Here is a 15,874-nt window from a genome sequence, read left to right on the forward strand (position 1 = left end):
CGGAGCGAACCATGGCAGGCGCAACCCAGCCCTCGGCCATCGACGACATCTTGGCGGAGCACGCCGGTCTCGAAGCACAGATGTCCGATCCGGCGCTGCACAACGACCCTGCCGCTGCCAGGCGCGTCGGTAAACGGTTCTCCGAGCTCTCGCCGATCATGTCGACGTACAACAAGCTCACCGCTGCGCAGGACGATCTGGAAGCCGCGCGCGAACTAGCCGCCGACGATTCCAGCTTCGCCGCCGAGATCCCCGATCTCGAAGCCGAGGTCGCGCAGCTCGAGCAGACGCTTACCGATCAGTTGGCGCCGCGTGATCCGCATGACGGCGACGACATCGTCCTCGAAGTGAAGTCCGGTGAGGGCGGCGAAGAATCCGCGCTCTTCGCCTCGGACCTGGCCCGCATGTACGTCCGCTACGCGGAACGGCATGGCTGGCGCGTCGAGATTCTCGACGCGACGGTCTCCGATCTCGGCGGATACAAGGAAGCCACGCTGTCGATCAAGAGCAAGTCGGACACCCCGGACGGAGTGTGGGCGCGGCTGAAGTTCGAGGGCGGCGTTCACCGCGTCCAGCGAGTGCCCGTCACCGAATCCCAGGGGCGCGTTCACACTTCGGCTGCCGGCGTTCTGGTCTACCCGGAGCCCGAAGAGGTCGAGCAGGTCCAGATCGACGAAAGTGACCTGCGTATCGACGTCTACCGTTCGTCCGGCAAGGGCGGTCAGGGCGTCAACACGACCGACTCTGCTGTCCGAATCACGCACCTTCCGACCGGCATCGTCGTCACCTGCCAGAACGAGCGTTCGCAGCTCCAGAACAAGGCGCGCGCCATGCAGGTCCTTGCAGCCCGTTTGCAGGTAGTCGCCGAGGAAGCCGCGGACGCTGAAGCGTCGGCAGGTCGCCAGAGTCAGGTTCGGACGGTGGACCGTTCGGAGCGCATCCGCACCTACAACTTCCCCGAGAACCGCATCACCGATCACCGCATCGGATTCAAGTCGCACAACCTCGACGCGGTGCTCGACGGTGAGCTCGACGCACTTCTCGATGCATTGGGCAAGGCGGACCGAGAGGCGCGTCTCGCGGCCGAGTAGATGCAGACCATGACTGACCTCCATCCCGCCGGGAACTCGGTGAACCGCGTGTCGGTCGAGCGTGGCAGGCTGTACCCGTGAGTCGACTTCCACTTCGTTTGGCGCTGATCGAAGCTGCAAAACAGCTCGACGCCGCAGGTGTGCCCAGCCCACGCACCGACGCCGAGTTGTTGGCATCCCACCTGCTCGGGGTCGAACGCACGCGTCTCGGGCTGATTCCGTTGGTCGATCCCGAGGTCATCGCGGCGTTCGACGAGTTGGTTGCGCAACGGGTGAAGCGGATTCCGTTGCAGCACATCATCGGAGTCGCGTCGATGGGCAACATCGACGTCGCTGTCGGGCCGGGTGTCTTCATTCCGCGGCCGGAAACCGAACTGCTCATGGGTTGGGCACTCTCGTTCCTCGAAGGTTGCGGAAGCAAGCCGCCGGTAGTTCTGGACCTGTGCACGGGATCGGGTGTACTCGCGCTGTCCATCGCCGAGGCCCGTCCGGACGCCGTCGTTCACGCCGTGGAGAAGGAGCCCGCCGCCCTGGCGTGGGCGCGTCGTAATGCTGCCGACCGCGAGGCAGCCGGTGATACACCGATCCATCTGCATCAGGGCGATGTCACCGATCGGAACCTGTTGCCAGGGCTCGAGGGCGGCGTCGATCTGGTCGTTTCCAATCCGCCGTACATCCCCGAAGGCGCGCAATTGCAGCCTGAGGTCATGGATTACGACCCGCACACCGCGTTGTTCGGTGGCGTCGACGGTCTGTCCGTCATCAAACCCATGATCAGCAACATCGCGCGGTGGCTTCGAATCGGCGGCGCGGCAGGCATCGAGCACGACGACACCAACGGGGACGGCGTCGCTGCGCTGTTCTCGGCGCGCCGGGTATTCGGCGAGGTCGCGCAGCATCCAGATCTTGCCGGTCGTCCGCGATTCGTCGTCGCCAGACGTGTCGCCACCGACGTCGAAGCACAGCGGAATCGAACGCCCGAAGCGCAGAGTGAAAGGATGGCTGAGTGAGTACCGTGTACGACTGCAGTCAGACAGATTCCCGAACCGCAGGCTTGGCCGCCGCGAAGAACGCGCTCAAGGCCGGCCGACTCGTAGTTCTCCCTACCGACACCCTTTACGGACTCGCCGCCGACGCGTTCGACAGCGAAGCTGTCACGAGTCTGTTGCGCGCCAAGGGACGCGGGCGAGACATGCCCGTCCCGGTTCTGGTCGGATCGTGGAACACCATCGACGGGCTCGTCTACAGCGTGCGCCCGCAGGCACGGGATCTGATCCGCGCATTCTGGCCCGGCGGACTGAGTTTGGTCGTCGAGCAGGCGCCTTCACTTGCCTGGGACCTCGGTGACACCCGCGGAACCGTCATGCTCCGCATGCCCTTGCACCCGGTTGCTCTCGAACTGTTGCGCGATGTCGGACCGCTTGCCGTCTCGAGCGCCAACATTTCGGGGCGTCCGCCGGCAACTACCGTCGAGGAGGCCCGAGATCAGCTCGGCGGATCTGCCAGCGTGTATCTCGACGGGGGCAAGGCCGAACACGCCGTTGCTTCCACGATCGTCGACCTGACCGGCAATTCACCGCGTATCTTGCGAGTGGGTGCCGTCTCGGCAGAATCCATCGCCGAGGTATTGGGCACCAGTCCGGAAAGTCTCGTAGAGGGAGTTTCGTAACGATGGTCGGCGCCGGCGGCGAGCGCGCGGGGGAATCCACGTATTGGGGACCGGATTTCGGTGAGCTTGCCACGGCAGACCCCGAGATCGCGGCTGTTGCGCTGGCCGAACTCGAGCGTCAACGCGACGGACTTCAACTCATCGCGAGCGAGAACTTCACCAGCCCCTCGGTACTGGCTGCCTTGGGTTCGACCCTGAGCAACAAGTACGCCGAGGGCTATCCGGGTCGGCGTTACTACGGCGGGTGCGAGTACGTCGACGTAGCCGAGAATCTGGCGATCGATCGGGCAAAGGCGCTGTTCGGCGCCGAGCACGTCAACGTCCAACCGCATTCGGGGGCCACTGCGAATCTCGCGGTGTACGCCGCATTCGCCAAGCCCGGCGACACCGTATTGGCGATGAGTCTGCCGCACGGTGGGCATCTGACTCACGGGTCTCGCGTCAGCTTTTCTGGGCAGTGGTTCACCACCGTTCCCTATCACGTCGATTCGGCCACCGAATTGATCGACTACGACGAGGTTCGCACCCTGGCTCTGGCGCACAAGCCGAAAATCATCGTCGCCGGCGCGACCGCGTACTCCCGCACCATCGACTTCGCAGCCTTCCGCTCGATCGCAGACGAGGTCGGTGCGATCCTGTGGGTCGACGCCGCCCACTTCATCGGACTGGTGGCAGGCCGGGCGATACCTTCGTGCGTTCCGTACGCCGACGTCGTCTCCGCGACGACGCACAAAGTCCTCAGAGGCCCGCGCGGCGGAATGATCCTGTGCCGCAGCGAGCATGCCTCGGCTGTAGATCGCGCGGTGTTCCCCTTCATTCAAGGCGGCCCGATGATGCATGCGATCGCCGGGAAAGCGGTTGCGTTCAAAGAGGCGTCGACGCCGGAATATCGTTGGTATGCACAGGAAGTGGTTGCCAACGCATCGGCGCTCGCGCTGTCGTTGGAAGCTCGCGGTCTGCGCACCGTGTCCGGTGGAACCGACACACATCTGGCGCTTCTCGACCTGCGCGCAAGCGGTGTCACCGGCGTCGACGCCGAGCGTAGGTGCGGACTGGCTTCGATCACGCTCAACAAGAACGCGATTCCGTTCGATCCGCAGTCGCCCGCCGTCACGTCCGGAATCCGCGTCGGGTCCGCGGCCGTGACGACCCAGGGTTTCAACCGCTCCGACATGAGCGTGGTGGGGGAGTTGATCGCGCGCGCAGTTGTCGCGGACCCCGCCACCACGTCAGGAGAGGCCGAGTTGGCAGCAGTTGCCGACGGCGTTCGCGAACTGGTCCGGGCAAAGCCTGCCTATGCCCGCCAGACGGGTGATCTCGAGCAGTGATCACTTCCTACGAGGCGACCACGTATCTGGCACAGGGTGGCGGGGGAGCGGGTGTTCCCATCCGTGAACTTTTGCTCGTGCTGTGTACGGCGGCGGTGGTGACCTACCTGGCGACTGGCGCAGTCCGGTTGTTGGCGCTGCGGTTCGGCGCTGTCGCGATTCCTCGTGATCGGGACGTTCACGTCGAGCCGATTCCGCGCCTCGGTGGCGTCGGAATGTATATCGGCATGGCTGTCGGTCTGCTGTTTGCGCAGCAATTACCCGCGCTCACAAGAGGTTTCGGCTTCGGCAGTCCTGACGTACACGCTGCGCTCGTAGCTGGCGCCGTCATCGTCCTCGTGGGTGTGATCGACGACAGGTGGGGCCTCGACGCCCTCACCAAATTTGTCGGTCAGGTGACTGCTGCCGGCGTTCTCGTGGTGATGGGCGTCAGCTGGTTCATCATCTACAACCCGTTCGGCGGTGACGGTGGGTCCACCATCATCCTCGATCAGATTCAATCCGGACTGTTCACCGTTGCTGTTGCCGTCGCGACCATCAACGCCATGAATTTTGTCGACGGTCTCGACGGATTGGCCGCCGGGTTGGGTCTGATTGCGGCGCTCGCCATCCTCATCTTCTCGATCGGTCTTCTCCACGATCAGGGCGGCGACGCGAGTGTCTACCCGCCGGCGATGATCGCGGCGGCTTTGGCAGGCGCTTGTCTCGGTTTTCTTCCACACAACTTCAATCCAGCGCGCATTTTCATGGGCGATTCCGGGTCGATGTTGATCGGTCTCATGCTGGCCGCGATCTCCACCAGTGCATCCGGTCGTATTCCGCTCGCTGCTTACGGAACCCGCGACCTCGTCGGCCTCCTCGCGCCGTTGTTGCTGGTCGGGGCTGTGATGTTCATCCCGATGCTGGACATGCTCATGGCCGTGATCCGCCGGACGAAAGCGGGCGTCAGTCCGTTCAGTCCGGACAAGATGCACCTGCATCATCGCCTCTTGCAGATCGGACACACGCACCGACGAGTTGTGCTGGTCATCTACCTGTGGGTCAGCGTCCTGGCGTTCGGTGCCGTCGGATCCTCGCTGCTCAATCGTCAGCTGGTTGTTGTACTCGTCGCGGCCGGTTTGGTTCTTGCGTTGTTCTTCACTGCGGTGCCTTCCCTGATCGATCGCAAGCAGCAGCGTCGCTAGCCAAGTTTTCCGATCCATTACCCTTGGGCATCGTGACGAACACGCCGCAGCCTGTACCTGCCTCGCAACCCATCCCTGATTCGACCGCCGCCATGAAGTCGGCCGTGAAGTGGGGTGTGATGGGGCTGATCGCGCTGGCCGTGGTCGGCGCGCTCCTGGGCGGGCTCTTCGCCGGTAAGGAAGGCGTCTACGGCGCTCTGATCGGCGCAGCCGTCGGCGGCGGGTTCATCTTGTTCACGGCGTTGGGCGTGCTGCTCACAGCGAAGCTGCCTGCGCTCACGGCCGGTGCCGTTCTGCTCGGTACCTGGCTGCTGAAGATGATTCTCGCGATGGTGGTTCTCTTTGTCCTCTCGGACATGGATTTCTACAACAAGACCGCCCTCGTCCTGGTCATCATCATGTCGCTGGTCGTGGTGCTCGGTGCGGAGACTTACGGCGTCCTGGGAACCAAAACTCCGTACGTCGATCCCGCTCCCAGCAGCAACGTCGACGACGACGAGTAGTACTACAAGAGGTAACTAATCGGACTTCCAGGTACCCCATCTACACAATGTCGTAGATGACTTGATAAGGTTCGGTTCAAGCGAGAGCAATGGTGGGCCGAGTAACACTCAGCCGACGATGCCATGTGCTCGCAGGTGGTCGAAATTCTGACCACTGAGTCGACGAGAGTCGCCGACACCGACAGACGCCAGGCCCCTCTAGGGTTCTCCAGCTGCTGACGAATGCGCGAGTCGAACTTGTCGACTTGTAGATCGTCAATGTCCGATCGAACCGCAGTCAATGATGGCTGCGGACCGACTACGGGAGAGAACGCTGAGCGTCACCACCCTGGCCGCGGATGAATTCCATGCGCCGTCACTAGACGATTTTTTCCCGCCCTCCGTGTTGATCCACGCGGGCCCCTTCGAGCTCGACCGTCTGATGCTGATTCGTCTGCTGATGTCGGTGCTGGTCGCAGCCTTCTTCGTGATCGCGATGCGCAGCCCTCGATTGGTTCCCCGCGGACTTCAGAACGCCGCTGAGCTTGCGCTCGACTTCGTTCGGATCAACATCGCCGAGGAGATCCTGGGCAAGGAACAGGGCAAGCGCTTCCTGCCGGTCATCACGACGATCTTCTTCATCGTGGTCGCCAGCAACCTGGCCAGCATCATTCCTTTCCTGAACATCTCGCCGAACGCACGAATCGGTATGCCCCTGGTACTCGCGGCGCTCGCCTACATCGTGTTCAACTACGTCGGAATCAAGAAGTACGGCTTCTTCAAGTACGTCAAGAGCAGCATCGTCGTTCCCGGCGTCCCGCTGCCCCTGCACTTCTTGTTGGTGCCCATCGAGTTCATCTCGACCTTCATCCTGCGCCCGTTCACGCTGATGGTTCGTCTCATGGCCAACATGTTGGCCGGCCACATCCTGCTGGTGCTGTTCTTCAGCGCGACGAACTACTTCTTCTTCGTGTCCGGCGGATTCCAGGCGATCTTCGGTGTTCCGTCGATCATTGCCGGTATCGCATTCACGTTCTTCGAGCTGCTGGTCATCTTCCTGCAGGCTTACGTGTTCGCGCTGCTGACCGCGGTGTACATCGATCTGGCGCTCCACGCCGACGAGCACTGACCTTTTACCTCCTCACCAGCTACACCAAGAACTGAGCCTCTTGCCGAATCCGGCGGAGGTCAACAGAAAGGGAATGGAACACCATGAGCATCGCTTACCTCGCTCAGGAAGTTGTCGAGACCAAGTCGCGCGGCTACGGAGCCATCGGCTACGGCCTCGCAGCAATCGGCCCCGGCATCGGCGTGGGCATCGTTGTGGGCAAGGCAATCGAAGGCATGGTCCGCCAGCCCGAGATGGCCGGCCAGGTTCGTACCACCATGTTCCTCGGTATTGCATTCACCGAGGCCCTCGCGCTGATCGGCCTCGTCGCCGGCTTCATCTTCTAAGACCGACATGGCAGCCACCATCGCAATTCTCGCGGCGGAGGGGACGACTGAACACAATCCCCTCATCCCCGAGACATACGACATCGTGTGGTCCGCGGTCGCGCTCGTAGTAGTTGGTTTCGTCTTCTGGAAGCTCGTTCTTCCGAAGTTCCAGAAGGTCTTGGCCGAACGCACCGAGCAGATCGAGGGCGGCATCAAGAAAGCCGAAGACGCACAGGCGGAGGCAGCAGCAGCGCTCGAGCAGTACCGCGCGCAGCTCGCCGAAGCTCGTACCGAGGCAGCGCAGATCCGTGAGGAAGCGCGTACCCAGGGTCAGCAGATCATCGCTGACATGAAGGTTCAGGCGCAGGACGAGAGCGACCGCATCGTGGCCGCAGGCCACAGCCAGCTCGTCGCCCAGCGTCAGCAGATTGTCGCTGAGCTCCGCTCGGATCTCGGCAAGACCGCTGTAGACCTGGCCGAGAAGGTCATCGGGGAGTCCCTCGCCGACGACGTGAAGCGCGCCGGAACGGTTGATCGTTTCCTCAACGAGCTCGACACCGTCAGCGCTGATTCAGCCAGGAAGTGAGCAACATGTACGCAGCGAGCCGTGAAGCCTTGGCGCAGACTCGTTCTGCGCTGAGCAGTGCCCTGGGCGCCGTCTCTGCAGGAGCCGCAACTGCTGCTTCTGCTCAGGCTGGGTCCGAGCTCTTCTCGGTGGTCGAGGTACTCGACGGCCAGCGCGCTCTTCGCAGCGCGCTGGCTGACGCTTCGGCACCGGCCGCTGGTCGCCAGGCTTTGGCAGAGCAGTTGTTCTCCGGAAAGGTCGGCGCCGAGGCGCTCGCCACCGTGAAGGCAGCTGCAGGCCAGGACTGGTCTGCGGCCCGCGACTTGGTCAACTCGCTCGAACTGCTCGGACGCGAAGCTCTGCTCCGCGCCGCAGCCGATCAGAGCCAGTTGGACACCGTTGAGGACGAGCTCTTCCGTCTCGGTCGCATCGTGGCAGGGGATCCCAGCCTGGAGCAGACGCTCTCGGATCTGTCGGTTCCCGCAGCCCGCAAGCGTGAGTTCCTCTCCCGCTTGCTCTACGGCAAGGTCACCGCGGTCACCGAGGCACTCGCCGGACAGGCTGTCGGCCGGTTGAAGTCTGCACCCGCAGACACTTTCGATCAGCTGTCGAATCTTGCCGCAGCGCAGCGCGATACCACCGTTGCTCACGTTCGCAGCGCCTCGGCGTTGAGCTCGGAGCAGTCGGATCGCTTGGCGAGCACTCTTACCCGCACCTACGGGAAGCCGGTAGCAGTGCACGTCGAGGTCGATCCAGAACTCCTCAGCGGCTTGGTCGTCCGGGTGGGCGACGAGGTTATCGACGGCAGCGCAGCGGGTCGACTCGCAGCACTGCGGAAGAACCTCAAGTAGTCCTTCAGCCGAACACATACTCCAGATCTTTTCGAAGACCAGACACCGAGAGCAGGAAAAACATGGCGGAGCTGACGATCTCCTCCGACGAGATCCGTAGCGCGATCGACAACTACACCGCGAGCTACTCCCCGGAGGCCTCCCGTGAGGAGGTCGGCACAGTGACCGACACCAGTGACGGCATTGCGCACGTCTCTGGCCTGCCTTCGGCTATGTCCAACGAGCTGTTGGAGTTCCCCGGTGGAATCGTCGGCGTCGCGCTCAACCTGGATGCCACCGAAATCGGTGCCGTCATCCTTGGCGATTACCAGAACATTCAAGAAGGCCAGGAAGTAAAGCGCACGGGCGACGTTCTGTCGGTTCCCGTCGGCGATGCTTTCCTCGGCCGCGTCATCGACCCGCTGGGTGCGCCCATCGACGGCCTCGGCGAGATCGAGAGCACCGAGAACCGTGCACTCGAGCTCCAGGCCGCTTCGGTGCTCGAGCGCCAGCCGGTCGAAGAGCCGCTCCAGACCGGTATCAAGGCTATCGACGCCATGACCCCGATCGGCCGCGGCCAGCGCCAGCTCATCATCGGCGACCGCAAGACCGGCAAGACCGCGGTCTGCATCGACGCCATCCTGAACCAGAAGGCCAACTGGGATTCCGGCGATGTCAACAAGCAGGTGCGCTGCATCTACGTTGCCATCGGTCAGAAGGGTTCCACCATCGCGGGCGTCAAGGCTGCCCTCGAGGAGAAGGGCGCGATGGAATACACCACCATCGTTGCTGCTCCGGCATCTGATTCCGCAGGCTTCAAGTGGCTCGCACCGTACACCGGCTCGGCCATCGGCCAGCACTGGATGTACCAGGGCAAGCACGTTCTGGTCGTGTTCGACGACCTGACCAAGCAGGCAGAGGCGTACCGCGCCATCTCGCTGCTGCTGCGTCGCCCGCCGGGACGCGAGGCTTACCCCGGTGACGTCTTCTACTTGCACTCCCGTCTGCTGGAGCGTTCGGCGAAGCTGTCCGACGCACTCGGCGGTGGCTCGCTGACGGCTCTGCCGATCATCGAGACCAAGGCGAACGACGTCTCGGCTTACATCCCGACCAACGTCATCTCCATCACCGACGGTCAGGTGTTCCTCGAGTCCGACCTGTTCAACAAGGGCGTTCGCCCCGCGATCAACGTCGGTATCTCGGTCTCCCGCGTCGGTGGCGCTGCACAGACCAAGGGCATGAAGAAGGTTTCCGGTTCGCTGCGTCTGGAACTGGCTCAGTTCCGTGAGCTCGAAGCGTTCTCCGCCTTCGCTTCCGACCTCGACGCTGCCTCCAAGGCTCAGCTCGAGCGCGGCGCCCGTCTGGTCGAGCTACTCAAGCAGGATCAGTACAGCCCGATCCCCGTCGAGGACCAGATCGTCTCGATCTACCTGGCCGGCGAAGGCATCTTCGACAGCGTTCCGATCGGCGACGTCCGTCGCTTCGAGAAGGAACTGCTCGAAGACCTCAAGCACTCGGCTGCTGGCGTCTACTCCAGCATCAACGGCGGTAAGGCACTCGATGCCGACAACGCTGCTGAGCTGATCGCCGCGACGAACAAGTTCAAGGAAGGCTTCATCGCATCCGACGGAAGCCGGGTCGTGAACGAAGCCGAGGCTGACGCTTTGGGCGCCGACGAGGTCGCGAACGAGCAGATCAACGTCAAGCGCAAGACCGTCAGCAAGTGACGTACGCGCCCATGACACTGCGAATTCCGAAGGGAGAGTGATTGATCGATGGCGAGCATTCTCGAATTGCGGTCTCGTATCAAGTCGGTCAACTCGACCAAGAAGATCACCAAGGCACAGGAACTGATCGCGACTTCGCGTATCACCAAGGCTCAGATTCGCGTCGCCGCGTCCAAGCCGTATGCCGAGGAGATCACGAAGGTACTCACCGAATTGGCGAGTGCGTCTGCTTCGCTCGATCACCCGTTGCTCAACGAGCGTCCGGAGCCCAAGCGGGCAGCGGTCCTCGTTGTCACCAGTGACCGCGGCATGTGTGGTGGCTACAACTCCAACGTCCTCAAGCAGGCAGAAGAGCTCATGGCTCTCCTCCGCAGCGAGGGCAAGGAGCCGGTCGTGTACGTGCTCGGTTCCAAGGGGCTCGGCTACTACACGTTCCGCGGCCGCGACATCGGTGCTGCGTGGACGGGCTTCTCGCAGGATCCGGGTTACTCGGATGCAGCGAAGGCCAGCCGCCACCTGGTGGAGCTGTTCATGGCTGGTTCGGGTAACCAGGTTGCCGCTCCGAACGGTGAAGGCACGATCGAGGGCGTCGACGAACTCCATATCGTCTACACCCGCTTCGTGTCGATGCTGACGCAGACTCCCGAGGTTCGCCGTATGGCTCCTCTCGAGGTCTTCGTGTCGGAAGAGCGCATCGAACTCGGTGACGACATGCTGACCAACGGCCACGACGACGACCATGACAATGGCCCCGTCGCGGACTTCAGCTTCGAGCCCGAGCCCGAGAAGCTTCTCGGCGCTCTTCTCCCGAAGTACGTCAGCACTCGTATCTTCTCGTCGCTTCTCGATGCTGCGGCATCGGAGTCGGCAGCCCGTCGTACTGCCATGAAGGCCGCGACGGACAACGCAAACGAACTGGTGAACACGTTGAGCCGTCAGGCCAACCAGGCTCGCCAGGCCCAGATCACCCAGGAAATCAGCGAGATCGTCGGCGGCGCCAACGCGCTCGCCTCGAGCGCAGGAAGTGACTAGCACATGACCGCAGCAGTAACCGAAAACAACGGGGCAGGTTCGGCTTCGGCCGTAGCCGGCCGCGTCGTGCGGGTCATCGGTCCCGTCGTGGACGTTGAATTCCCGCGTGGCGCTGTTCCTGAACTGTTCAACGCCCTGAACGCCGAGATCACGCTTCCCTCGGTCGCCAAGACGCTGACGCTCGAGGTTGCACAGCACCTCGGTGACAACCTGGTCCGCACCGTCTCCATGCAGCCCACCGACGGCCTCGTCCGCGGCACTGCAGTGACCGACTCGGGCAAGCCGATCTCGGTTCCCGTCGGTGACGTCGTCAAGGGCCACGTGTTCAACGCCCTGGGCGATTGCCTCGACACCCCCGGCCTCGGCCGCGACGGCGAGCAGTGGGGCATCCACCGCAAGCCACCAGCCTTCGATCAGCTCGAAGGTAAGACCGAGATCCTCGAGACCGGCATCAAGGTCATCGACCTTCTCACCCCGTACGTCAAGGGTGGAAAGATCGGCCTGTTCGGTGGCGCCGGCGTCGGCAAGACCGTTCTGATCCAGGAAATGATCACGCGTATCGCTCGCGAGTTCTCGGGCACCTCGGTGTTCGCAGGCGTCGGTGAGCGTACCCGTGAGGGCACCGACCTCCACCTGGAAATGGAAGAGATGGGCGTCCTCCAGGACACCGCCCTTGTCTTCGGCCAGATGGACGAGCCGCCCGGAACGCGTATGCGCGTCGCCCTGTCCGCACTGACGATGGCGGAGTACTTCCGCGACGTTCAGGGCCAGGACGTTCTGCTGTTCATCGACAACATCTTCCGCTTCACGCAGGCAGGCTCCGAGGTTTCCACCCTCCTCGGCCGTATGCCTTCGGCAGTGGGCTACCAGCCCACGCTGGCGGACGAGATGGGTGAGCTCCAGGAGCGCATCACCTCGACTCGCGGTCGCTCGATCACCTCGCTGCAGGCTATTTATGTGCCCGCCGACGACTACACCGACCCCGCGCCGGCTACGACGTTCGCGCACCTCGATGCCACCACCGAGCTTTCGCGCCCGATTTCGCAGATGGGTATCTACCCCGCTGTGGATCCGCTGAGCTCGACCTCCCGCATCCTGGAGCCCGGCATCGTCGGTGCCGAGCACTTCCGCGTTGCCAACGAGGTCAAGCGCATTCTGCAGAAGTACAAGGAACTGCAGGACATCATCGCCATCCTCGGTATGGACGAGCTTCAGGAAGAGGACAAGGTCCTCGTCGGCCGCGCCCGTCGTATCCAGAAGTTCCTCGGCCAGAACTTCATCGTTGCCGAGAAGTTCACCGGTGAGCCCGGCTCCGTCGTGCCGCTCCGCGACACGATCGAAGCCTTCGACCGCGTCTGCAAGGGCGAGTTCGATCACCTGCCCGAGCAGGCATTCAACAGCTGCGGTGGACTCGACGACGTCGAGGCTGCAGCCAAGAAGATGGCCGGGAAGTAGTCCACGATGGCTGAGATGACCGTAGAACTCGTTGCCGTCGAGCAGCGCTTGTGGTCTGGTTCGGCGACGCTGGTCAGCGCTCAGACCACCGAGGGTGAAATCGGAATCATGCCTGGGCATGAGCCGGTCCTCGGCCAGCTGATCGAGGGCGGAACCGTGTCGATCACCTCGGTCGACGGCGAGCGTATCGTTGCTGCGGTACACGGAGGATTTCTCTCCGTCACTGCGACGACGGTGACGATCCTTGCCGAGTCCGCGGACATGGCACAGGACATCGACGTCGAGGCAGCCAAGGCTGTCTTGGCCGAGAACTCGGGCGACCTCGAAGCGACTGCGGTCGCCAAGGGTCAGCTCCGGGCCGTCGAGCGCGCGTAAGTTACTCGAGTAAAGCCGCGACGGGAGCCGACGAACAGTGACATTCGGAATGACTGTGTTGATCATTCTGGTTGTGCTGCTCGCGGTTCTCGTCGCGGCTTTTCTGTATCGTCTGCTGGTTCTGCGTCGCGGCGGTACCGCTGCACTGCTTCGTGTTCTGCCGTCCCCGGGGGACAGCGGGTGGCGTCACGGAATCATTCGCTACGGCGAAAGCACCTTTGTCTTTTTCAAACTGTCGAGTCTGCGGCCGGGCCCGGACTCCAGGATCGATCGTCAAGGTATCGAGGTCGAGAGCCGTCGTTCTCCCTCGGGTACCGAATTCGACATCATGAGCGACGACATCGTCGTGGTCAAGGTCAATGACGGCTCGTCGGCCTACGAAATCGCTTTGGACAGTGGAGCATTGACAGCGTTCCTGTCCTGGGTGGAATCGCGGCCGGACGGGCGCGCCCGTAGGCGACGCACCGCCTGACCGGTCCCGCTCAAGCCCCGGCGCCGGGCTTCCAGAGCACATCGCCTTCAGGATTTGCCACTCTTCCCATGATGAAGAGCAGATCCGACAATCTGTTGAGGTATTTCGCGGGGAGCACGCTCGTGTCCTCCGGGTTCGCATTGATGGCGGACCAAGCCGCACGCTCAGCACGCCGCGAGACGGTTCTTGCTACGTGAAGCAGGGCTCCCAAGGCGGTTCCGCCCGGCAGAATGAACGAATTCAACGGTGCCAGTTGCTCATTGAGTTCATCGCACCATCCTTCGAGTCGATCGATGTAGGACTGAGTCACTCGTAGCGGCGGGTACTTCGGGTTCTCGACCACGGGGGTGGACAAGTCGGCCCCTGCGTCGAAAAGGTCGTTCTGGATCTGGCGCAGCATTGCGAGGAGATTCTCCGGGGGAGTGCCGAGGGCAACGGCCACACCGATCGCTGCATTGGTCTCGTCGCAATCCGCGTAGGCGATCAGACGCGGATCGTTCTTGGACACGCGGGAAAAATCGCTGAGGCCCGTGGTCCCGTCGTCGCCGGTCCGGGTGTAGATCTTCGTCAGGTGAACAGACATAGGGCTACGGTACCGGCGCGGTGCCGACGAGGTTGTGGCTCTAGGCTGTGAACCGTGAGTGAGCACTTTCTTGTGACCGGGGGTAACCGCCTCGAAGGTGAAGTACTGGTGGGAGGGGCCAAGAACAGTGTGCTGAAGCTGATGGCCGCGGCGCTGTTGGCCGAAGGCACCACTGTCGTGACCAACTGCCCGGACATTCTCGACGTACCGCTGATGGCGGACGTTCTGCGAGGTCTGGGCTGCGAAGTCGAACTCGAAGATTCCGAAGTGCGGATCACGACGCCGGCCGAGCCGAAGTATCACGCTGACTTCGATGCGGTGAAACAGTTCCGAGCGTCAGTGTGTGTTCTCGGTCCGCTGGTCGCGCGTTGTAGACGCGCTGTTGTTGCCTTGCCTGGCGGTGACGCCATCGGTTCGAGGCCCCTCGACATGCACCAATCCGGGCTCCGCCTGTTGGGTGCGCGCAGCGAGATCGAACACGGATGTGTAGTGGCCGAGGCAGACGACCTGCATGGAGCGAACATCCGCCTGGTCTTCCCGTCTGTGGGTGCAACCGAGAACATCTTGATGGCAGCGGTCCTCGCCCGTGGTGAGACAGTGATCGACAACGCTGCACGTGAGCCCGAGATCGTGGATCTGTGCAACATGCTCAACGAGATGGGCGCCAAGGTATCTGGCGGCGGAAGTTCGACGCTCACCATTCAAGGCGTCCGCAAGTTGGAACCGACTACGCACCGTGTCATCGGCGATCGGATCGTCGCTGCAACGTGGGGTGTCGCGGCATCCATGACCAGGGGTGACGTCCGCGTTCGTGGGGTGAACCACAAGCATCTCGGACTGGTCCTCGACAAGCTTCGGACGGCCGGCGCGGAGGTGACTCCCGAGGTTGACGGTTTCCGCGTCATTCAGCGTGAACGGCCTAAAGCGGTCAATTTCGCAACATTGCCGTACCCCGGATTCCCGACCGACCTGCAGCCGATGGCAATCGGTTTGGCTGCGGTTGCCGAAGGCACGTCGATGATCACCGAGAACGTATTCGAATCGCGTTTCCGATTTGTCGAGGAAATGATCCGACTCGGCGCCGACGCTCGTACTGACGGTCACCATGCGGTGATCCGCGGAGTTCCGGTGTTGTCGAGTGCACCGGTGTGGTCTTCGGACATTCGGGCCGGCGCCGGGCTCGTGCTTGCGGGGTTGGTTGCGGACGGAACCACCGAAGTTCACGACATCTTCCACATCGACCGTGGGTACCCGCGATTCGTCGAGAATCTCCGTGGACTTGGGGGAGTGATCGAGCGGGTGGGCTCCGAATAGGTTCGGTGCTCGGCGTCACACTCGGGTCTATTCGCGATTGGCAGATAGGCGCAACAGTCTGACCTGGCCTTAGCCGGCCAATCGCTGTAGTGACCAGGCGATTTGTGAATTGATTGAAGGTTCGCGTAACTTATTCCAAGTCAGAGCGACACGGACGCCGACTCCCGCCTTTACGGCGAGTGACACGAGGTTGTACGAAGTGCCTGACCAAATTTCGAAGTAGTTTCCATCGTGTATGGTTGTGCTTCACCTCCAGTTCTTCCCCGAATGTTCAGCGGTTTGCGCCGGTGGCCAGGTTGGGATAGGCTGGAAAAGTTGCCCCGGAGCGGC

The 15,874-nt window shown here is 62.6% G+C and carries 17 protein-coding genes; 16 read left to right on the forward strand and 1 reads right to left on the reverse strand.

Annotation, left to right across the window (positions count from 1 at the left end; genetic code table 11):
• The first annotated feature begins 11 nt into the window (after nt 1-11).
• From prfA to M1L53_RS23985, 15 genes are all read left to right on the forward strand, one after another.
• Complete coding sequence (gene prfA, locus M1L53_RS23915; protein WP_003941341.1) at nt 12-1,091, forward strand: peptide chain release factor 1; 1,080 nt, start codon at nt 12-14, stop codon at nt 1,089-1,091.
• A 77-nt stretch (nt 1,092-1,168) separates the two neighbouring features.
• On the forward strand, nt 1,169-2,101 hold the full coding sequence (prmC, locus tag M1L53_RS23920) for a peptide chain release factor N(5)-glutamine methyltransferase (RefSeq protein WP_054186744.1): 933 nt from the start codon (nt 1,169-1,171) through the stop codon (nt 2,099-2,101).
• Nucleotides 2,098-2,760: an L-threonylcarbamoyladenylate synthase gene (locus M1L53_RS23925; protein WP_003941345.1), complete on the forward strand. Its 663-nt coding sequence runs from the start codon at nt 2,098-2,100 to the stop codon at nt 2,758-2,760. Before prmC ends, M1L53_RS23925 begins: the two co-directional genes overlap by 4 nt.
• A 2-nt stretch (nt 2,761-2,762) precedes the next feature.
• Nucleotides 2,763-4,088, forward strand: a complete 1,326-nt coding sequence (glyA, locus tag M1L53_RS23930; RefSeq protein WP_054186743.1) for a serine hydroxymethyltransferase — start codon at nt 2,763-2,765, stop codon at nt 4,086-4,088.
• On the forward strand, nt 4,085-5,272 hold the full coding sequence (locus M1L53_RS23935) for a glycosyltransferase family 4 protein (RefSeq protein ID WP_083471113.1): 1,188 nt from the start codon (nt 4,085-4,087) through the stop codon (nt 5,270-5,272). The genes glyA and M1L53_RS23935 overlap by 4 nt, the downstream gene beginning before the upstream one ends.
• Nucleotides 5,273-5,304: 32 nt before the next feature.
• Nucleotides 5,305-5,775, forward strand: coding sequence for a glycine zipper family protein (locus tag M1L53_RS23940; RefSeq protein ID WP_030537336.1), 471 nt, complete (start codon nt 5,305-5,307; stop codon nt 5,773-5,775).
• A 280-nt stretch (nt 5,776-6,055) separates the two neighbouring features.
• Entirely contained in the window at nt 6,056-6,883 is an 828-nt protein-coding gene (gene atpB, locus M1L53_RS23945) for a F0F1 ATP synthase subunit A (protein WP_042445557.1), read from the forward strand.
• 83 nt (nt 6,884-6,966) lie between these two features.
• Nucleotides 6,967-7,209 (forward strand): ATP synthase F0 subunit C, encoded by a 243-nt coding sequence (locus tag M1L53_RS23950; RefSeq protein ID WP_003941327.1) that lies wholly within the window; start codon nt 6,967-6,969, stop codon nt 7,207-7,209.
• Between the two features lie 7 nt (nt 7,210-7,216).
• Entirely contained in the window at nt 7,217-7,777 is a 561-nt protein-coding gene (locus tag M1L53_RS23955) for a F0F1 ATP synthase subunit B (RefSeq protein WP_003941337.1), read from the forward strand.
• A 5-nt stretch (nt 7,778-7,782) separates the two neighbouring features.
• Nucleotides 7,783-8,607, forward strand: a complete 825-nt coding sequence (locus M1L53_RS23960; RefSeq protein WP_003941304.1) for a F0F1 ATP synthase subunit delta — start codon at nt 7,783-7,785, stop codon at nt 8,605-8,607.
• A gap of 62 nt (nt 8,608-8,669) precedes the next feature.
• Complete coding sequence (gene atpA, locus M1L53_RS23965; protein WP_007726218.1) at nt 8,670-10,313, forward strand: F0F1 ATP synthase subunit alpha; 1,644 nt, start codon at nt 8,670-8,672, stop codon at nt 10,311-10,313.
• A gap of 48 nt (nt 10,314-10,361) precedes the next feature.
• On the forward strand, nt 10,362-11,345 hold the full coding sequence (locus M1L53_RS23970; protein ID WP_003941320.1) for a F0F1 ATP synthase subunit gamma: 984 nt from the start codon (nt 10,362-10,364) through the stop codon (nt 11,343-11,345).
• A 3-nt stretch (nt 11,346-11,348) separates the two neighbouring features.
• Nucleotides 11,349-12,800: a F0F1 ATP synthase subunit beta gene (atpD, locus tag M1L53_RS23975; protein WP_003941349.1), complete on the forward strand. Its 1,452-nt coding sequence runs from the start codon at nt 11,349-11,351 to the stop codon at nt 12,798-12,800.
• Between the two features lie 6 nt (nt 12,801-12,806).
• A complete protein-coding gene (locus M1L53_RS23980; protein ID WP_054186742.1) occupies nt 12,807-13,175 on the forward strand; it encodes a F0F1 ATP synthase subunit epsilon in 369 nt (122 codons plus the stop codon).
• A gap of 49 nt (nt 13,176-13,224) precedes the next feature.
• Nucleotides 13,225-13,647: a DUF2550 domain-containing protein gene (locus M1L53_RS23985; protein WP_029255703.1), complete on the forward strand. Its 423-nt coding sequence runs from the start codon at nt 13,225-13,227 to the stop codon at nt 13,645-13,647.
• 10 nt (nt 13,648-13,657) lie between these two features.
• Here the strand turns inward: M1L53_RS23985 and M1L53_RS23990 are convergent, their stop codons facing one another.
• On the reverse strand, nt 13,658-14,230 hold the full coding sequence (locus tag M1L53_RS23990; protein ID WP_030537338.1) for a cob(I)yrinic acid a,c-diamide adenosyltransferase: 573 nt from the start codon (nt 14,228-14,230) through the stop codon (nt 13,658-13,660).
• A gap of 54 nt (nt 14,231-14,284) precedes the next feature.
• Here M1L53_RS23990 and murA point away from each other — a divergent pair, with 54 nt between their 5' ends.
• Entirely contained in the window at nt 14,285-15,544 is a 1,260-nt protein-coding gene (gene murA / locus M1L53_RS23995) for a UDP-N-acetylglucosamine 1-carboxyvinyltransferase (RefSeq protein WP_003941314.1), read from the forward strand.
• Nucleotides 15,545-15,874 lie beyond the last annotated feature (330 nt).

Source organism: Rhodococcus sp. T9N (genome assembly GCF_024436645.1).
Lineage (GTDB): Bacteria > Actinomycetota > Actinomycetes > Mycobacteriales > Mycobacteriaceae > Rhodococcus_F > Rhodococcus_F qingshengii.